Genomic DNA, 5,473 nt, shown 5'->3' with positions numbered 1-5,473 from the left:
CGCTGGCCGATCCCGAGCGGCACGCGAAGATCCTGATCGATCCTCGCAGTAGCGCGACGGCGCCCTAGGAGCCGCGCTTAACCCAGTCGTCGTAGTTGACCAGCTCGTCGCCGATGCGGGTGGTGTCGCCGTGGCCGGTGTAGACGACCGTGTCGGCGGGCAGCTTGCCGAGCTTGTCCTTGATCGACCCGAGGATGGTCGGGAAGTCCGAGAACGACCGCCCGGTCGCGCCGGGTCCGCCCTGGAACAGGGTGTCGCCGGAGAACACCGCGCCCAGCGCGGGGGCGTAGAGGCAGGTGGATCCGGGGGAGTGGCCCGGAGTGGCGATGGCGTGTAGCTCGATTCCGTCGGCCTTGAGCACCTGGCCATCTTCGATGGTGCCGAACTGCTTGTCGCCGTGCGTCATTCGCCACAGCATGTCGTCGGCGGGATTCAGCAGGACAGGCGCGTCGAAGTCGGCCGACAGCTGCGGTGCGACGGTGATGTGGTCGTTGTGGCCGTGCGTGCACACCACCGCGACGACGTGGCGGTTACCGACGGCGTCCTCGATCGCCTTCGCGTCATGTGCGGCATCGATGACGATCACCTCGGAGGAGTCACCGACGATCCAGATGTTGTTGTCGACTTCCCAACTGCCGCCGTCGAGTTCGAAGGTGCCGTGGGTGACCACCCGCTCGATGCCGCTCACAGGATCACCACCGAACGCAGGACCTCACCGGCGTGCATCTTGTGGAAGGCGTCCTCGATCGCGTCGAGCCCGATGCGCTCGGAGACGAACTTCTCCAACGGCAACCGGCCCTCGCGGTACAGGCTGATCAGGGTGGGGAAGTCCCGCTCGGGCAGGCAGTCGCCGTACCAGGAGGACTTCAGCGACCCGCCGCGGGAGAAGAAGTCCACCAGCGGCATGTCCAGGCGCATATCCGGGGTCGGAACACCCACCAGCACAACGGTTCCGGCCAGATCGCGGGCGTAGAACGCCTGCTTCCAGGTCTCCGGGCGCCCGACGGCGTCGATCACCACGTCGGCCCCGAAGCCATCGGTCAGGTCCTGGATGGTCTCCACCGCGTCGAGCTCGCGGGCGTTGACGGTGTGGGTCGCCCCGAATTCGCGCGCCCAGTCCAGTTTCTTGTTGTCGGTGTCGACGGCGATGATCTTCTTCGCGCCGACCAGTGCGGCACCGGCGATCGCGGCGTCTCCGACACCGCCGCAGCCGATCACCGCGACGGTGTCGTCACGCCCGACGGCGCCGGTGTTGACCGCGGCGCCGAGCCCGGCCATCACGCCGCAGCCCAGCAGGCCGGCCACCGCCGGGTCGGCCTCGGGATCGACCTTGGTGCACTGTCCTTCGTGGACCAGGGTCTTGTCGGCGAATGCGCCGATACCCAGGGCCGGCGTCAGCTCGGTGCCGTCGGTCAGGGTCATCTTCTGGGTGGCGTTGTGGGTGTCGAAGCAGTACCACGGGCGTCCGCGCTTGCAGGCCCGGCACTGGCCGCACACCGCGCGCCAGTTCAGGATCACGAAGTCACCGGGCTCCACGTTGGTGACGCCCGCGCCGACGGTCTCGACGGTGCCTGCGGCCTCGTGGCCCAGCAAGAACGGGTATTCGTCGTTGATGCCGCCCTCGCGGTAGGTCAGGTCGGTGTGGCAGACGCCGCAGGCGATGACCTTGACCACCACCTCGCCGGGGCCGGGGTCGGGGATCACGATGTCGACCAACTCGACGGGCTGCTTCTTGGACCTGGAGATCACACCACGCACTGTCTGACTCATGGGTCAAACCCTAGCGCGATCGCTGCCGAATGTGCCGTGCGCGTCCCGGTCGGCAGCTACGGTGAAGACTTGCTTACCGTCAGAGTGGAAACCCCGGCCGACCTCCTGGTCACAGCCCGTGCCGCCTATCGCGGCGGCGACTTCGAAACCAGTTATGCGGCCTTCTCGCGGGCCGGTGCTGTCGGCCCGTTGTCCGTCGACGATCTCGACGCCATGGCGAGTGCGGCAGGGCGGATCGGGCACGGCCGCGAAGCGATGCGTATCGGCGAGCTCGTCTACGTCCGGTTGACGCGCACCGACCCCAATGCCGCGGCCGGCAAGGCCGTCGAGCTCGGCCTGGCGTGGTTGTCGCGGGGGGAGTGGGCGATCGGGCAGAGCTGGGTGAGCCGGGCCCGCGCGCTGCTTGCCGGCGCCCCCGAGAGCCCCGTCCTGGGCAGGCTGTCCGATCTGGAAACCGTGCTGGCGGTGCTCGGCGAGGACGCCGACCTGGCCGCCGAACGCCCGGCGGTGTTGCGGGAGATGGGGCTTGGCGGTGCGCCTGCCGCGGTGGCCGGTGAGGCGTACTACCACCTCGGCGAGATCCGTCGCCGGCGCGGCGAGGTGGAGGGCGCGTTCGCCGCGTATGCCAGGGCCCACAGCTTGGGATTCGTGCCGCAACCCGGCGAGGCGCTGCTGCGCTGTGCGCTGGGCGATGTGGACACCGCGCGCGCCGAGGTGCGGGCGGCGATCGCAGACGCCGACGCGACGGCGCTGCCGCGGTTGCTGCGCGGTGCGATCCAGATCGCGGTGGCCCGAGGCGATCTCGACGAGGCCGAGGATTACCTGCGCGCGCTGGAGTCGGCCGGCGCCGACGACTCGGTGCTGCGCGGAGCGGTGTTGGTGCGTCGCGGTCGTCACAGGGAGGCTCTGATGGTCTTGCGGTCAGCGCTGCGGAAGCGTCCGGCGCGAGAGTCTGAGTACGAGACGGCGCGGCTGCACGAATGGCTCGCCGAGGCGCAGCGGGGGCTCGGTTGAGCGCGGACAACACGACCGAGGACTTCGCGGCGCGGATGGTCCGGGCCATCGACGAGGCCAGCGTGACGCTCCTGTGCAGCATCGGTCATCAGACCGGGTTGTTCGACACCATGGCGCGCTTACCGGCGGCGACCAGTCAGGAGATCGCCGACACAGCCGGGCTCAACGAACGGTATGTGCGGGAGTGGTTGGGCGGCATGGTGACCGGTGGCGTCGTCGACTACGACGCGAGTTCGGCAACCTATCGGCTCCCCGAGCACCGGGCAGCGGTGCTGACGCGGGCGGCCGGTCCGGACAATCTGGCGCGAGTCGCACAGTTCATCCCACTGCTCGGTGAGATCGAGCAGAAGATCCTCGGTTGCTTCCGCGACGGCGGCGGTTTGCCTTACACCGAATACCCGAGATTCCACGCCCTGATGGCCGAGCAAAGCGGTGAGGTTTTCGATGCCGCTCTCGTGGAAGCGATCTTGCCGATGGCGCCGGGGCTGCCCGAGCGATTACGCGACGGCGTCGAGGTGTCGGACTGGGGTTGCGGCAGTGGCCACGCGATCAACGTCATGGCGCGAGCATTTCCCGACAGCCGATTCACCGGCATCGATTTCTCCGAGGAAGGCGTCGCGGCGGCGACAGCGGAGGCCACTCGGCTCGGACTGGCGAACGCACGGTTTCGTCGCGGTGATCTCGCGTCCCTTGACCTCTCCGAGGCCTACGACGTCATCACCGTCTTCGATGCGATTCACGACCAGGCGCAACCCGCGCGGGTGCTGGCCAACATTCACCGTGCCCTGCGGCCCGGTGGCGTGCTGCTGATGGTGGACATCAAGGCGTCCAGCAGGCTGGAGGACAACATCGGTGTGCCGTTGAGTCCCTATCTGTTCACGGTGTCGACCATGCACTGCATGTCGGTGTCGCTCGCCTACGGCGGTGCTGGACTGGGAACGGCATGGGGCCGGCAGCTGGCGACCGAGATGCTCGCCGAGGCAGGGTTCCCGGATGTGACCGTCCACGAGATCGACACCGACCCGATCAACCTCTACTACGTCGCGACCAAATGAGTCCGCACTAGGCTCGCCGTGTGTCCATGCCACTCGACTTGATTGCCGACTGGCCGGTGCCGGCCGCGGCCGCCGCGGTGGTGGGCAGGTCCGGCGTGATCGCCGAGTACGGCGACGTCGCCCACACGTTCCGCCTGGCATCGGTGACCAAGCTTCTGGTGGCGCGCGCGGCCCAGGTGGCCGTCGAGGAGGGCGCGGTCGAGCTGGAGACCCCGGCGGGCCCACCGGGCAGCACCGTCCGGCACCTGCTTGCGCACGCGTCCGGTCTGTCCATGCATTCCGCCGAGGTGATGGCCGAACCCGGCAAGCGACGGGTCTATTCGAACTACGGTTTTGCGGTACTGGCCCAGGCGATCGAGGCCGCGGCCGGCATCGAGTTCGCTCAGTATCTCGGCGAGGCCGTGTTCGAGCCGTTGGGCATGGCCGCCTCCCGGCTGGACGGCGGCGCGGCCGCGGCCGGTTTCGGGGGGGTGTCCACGGTGGCTGACCTGGCGTTGTTCGCCGCGGATCTGCTGGCCCCGCAGACGGTGTCGACCCAGCTGCACGAGCAGGCGATCTCGGTGCAGTTTCCCGGGCTGACGGGCGTACTGCCGGGCTTCGGGGTGCAGCGACCCAACGACTGGGGGCTGGGCTTCGAGATCCGCGACGCCAAGTCGCCGCACTGGACCGGGTCCGCCAACTCGGCCCGGACGTTCGGTCATTTCGGCCAGTCGGGCACGTTCCTCTGGGTGGACCCGGAGCGGGCGTTGTCCCTGGTGGTGCTCACCGATCGGGATTTCGACGAGTGGGCCAAGTCACTGTGGCCGGTGCTCTCTGATGAAGTTCTGAGAGTGTACGGAGCGCACTAGCGCAACAGGGGCCCCACAAGGCACAATAGACACGCACGACACTATTGCAACTCGGTCACACCAGGTCGTTGGGGAAGACGTCCCTCGTAGAGCCGAAGGAGCAAGGTGATGCGTGCGTCGAACCAGTTCGCCGATGCGACGACTGGCGTGGTGTACATCCACGCCTCTCCCGCAGCGGTGTGCCCACATGTCGAGTGGGCGCTGTCGTCGACCCTGAATGCCAGGGCGAACTTGAAGTGGACCCCACAGCCGGCGATGCCCGGGCAGCTGCGGGCGGTGACCAACTGGATTGGTCCCGTCGGCACCGGCGCCCGGTTGGCCAACGCGCTGCGCTCATGGTCCGTGCTGCGGTTCGAGGTCACCGAGGATCCCAGTGCCGGCGTGGACGGCGAGCGGTTCTGCCACACGCCGCAGCTGGGACTGTGGAGCGGGGCGATGAGCGCCAACGGCGACATCATGGTGGGTGAGATGCGGTTGCGTTCGCTCATGTCCTCGGGTGCCGACACGCTGGCGGCCGAGCTCGACACGGTGCTGGGCACCGCATGGGACGAAGCGCTGGAGCCGTACCGCGATGGCGGCGACGGCGGCGAGGTCAGCTGGCTGAGCCGGGGAGTCGGCTGACCCCACCGGGTTACGCCTACGGGTTACGCCTAAAAGGGCGGTGGTTTGTTGCGCTCGGCGACGTGTTTGTCGTTGAGTGCGCGTTGTGCCGCGACCTGACGGGCGCGTTGGGCGGTGCGGGTTTGTCGTCGGGTGGGCATCATGGTGCCGATGGTGGGTGGGGGT

7 protein-coding genes are annotated in these 5,473 nt (G+C 68.4%); 5 read left to right on the top strand and 2 right to left on the bottom strand.

The annotated features are described in order from the left end of the window. Positions 1-68 (top strand): hypothetical protein (locus MSZK_RS33605; protein ID WP_371411370.1); only part of this gene is annotated, 68 nt, incomplete at its 5' end. Here the strand turns inward: MSZK_RS33605 and MSZK_RS19360 are convergent. Both MSZK_RS19360 and MSZK_RS19355 read right to left on the bottom strand, forming a co-directional pair. Next, positions 65-688: an MBL fold metallo-hydrolase gene (locus MSZK_RS19360; protein ID WP_099250299.1), complete on the bottom strand. Its 624-nt coding sequence runs from the start codon at positions 686-688 to the stop codon at positions 65-67. The two genes, MSZK_RS33605 and MSZK_RS19360, sit on opposite strands and share 4 nt — an antisense overlap. Continuing rightward, positions 685-1,770 (bottom strand): S-(hydroxymethyl)mycothiol dehydrogenase, encoded by a 1,086-nt coding sequence (locus MSZK_RS19355; RefSeq protein ID WP_099250298.1) that lies wholly within the window; start codon positions 1,768-1,770, stop codon positions 685-687. The genes MSZK_RS19360 and MSZK_RS19355 overlap by 4 nt, the downstream gene beginning before the upstream one ends. A gap of 69 nt (positions 1,771-1,839) precedes the next feature. Between MSZK_RS19355 and MSZK_RS19350 the strand changes: the two genes are divergently transcribed. The 4 genes from MSZK_RS19350 to MSZK_RS19335 all read left to right on the top strand — a co-directional run bounded on the left by MSZK_RS19350 (position 1,840) and on the right by MSZK_RS19335 (position 5,308). Then, on the top strand, positions 1,840-2,784 hold the full coding sequence (locus tag MSZK_RS19350; protein ID WP_142389962.1) for a hypothetical protein: 945 nt from the start codon (positions 1,840-1,842) through the stop codon (positions 2,782-2,784). Positions 2,785-2,819: 35 nt separating this feature from the next. Further along, entirely contained in the window at positions 2,820-3,839 is a 1,020-nt protein-coding gene (locus MSZK_RS19345; protein WP_233211410.1) for a class I SAM-dependent methyltransferase, read from the top strand. Between the two features lie 26 nt (positions 3,840-3,865). Further along, the gene (locus MSZK_RS19340; protein WP_099250295.1) at positions 3,866-4,687 is read left to right on the top strand and encodes a serine hydrolase; all 822 of its coding nucleotides are present in this window, start codon (positions 3,866-3,868) and stop codon (positions 4,685-4,687) included. Positions 4,688-4,795: 108 nt separating this feature from the next. Then, positions 4,796-5,308, top strand: a complete 513-nt coding sequence (locus MSZK_RS19335) for a DUF3145 domain-containing protein (protein WP_099250294.1) — start codon at positions 4,796-4,798, stop codon at positions 5,306-5,308. Positions 5,309-5,473 lie beyond the last annotated feature (165 nt).

The organism is Mycobacterium sp. shizuoka-1 (assembly GCF_002723835.1).
In the GTDB taxonomy this organism is placed as follows: Bacteria; Actinomycetota; Actinomycetes; order Mycobacteriales; family Mycobacteriaceae; genus Mycobacterium.
The sequence above is the reverse complement of the archived record's forward strand: the minus strand, read 5'-3'. Positions and strand labels throughout refer to the sequence as shown.

Excerpts from the sequence above, each read along its gene's own strand:
- MSZK_RS19355 (WP_099250298.1), bottom strand. The coding sequence starts at position 1,770 with ATGAGTCAGACAGTGCGTGGTGTGATCTCCAGGTCCAAGAAGCAGCCC.
- MSZK_RS19345 (WP_233211410.1), top strand. The coding sequence starts at position 2,820 with ATGGTCCGGGCCATCGACGAGGCCAGCGTGACGCTCCTGTGCAGCATC.
- MSZK_RS19340 (WP_099250295.1), top strand. The coding sequence starts at position 3,866 with ATGCCACTCGACTTGATTGCCGACTGGCCGGTGCCGGCCGCGGCCGCC.
- MSZK_RS19335 (WP_099250294.1), top strand. The coding sequence starts at position 4,796 with ATGCGTGCGTCGAACCAGTTCGCCGATGCGACGACTGGCGTGGTGTAC.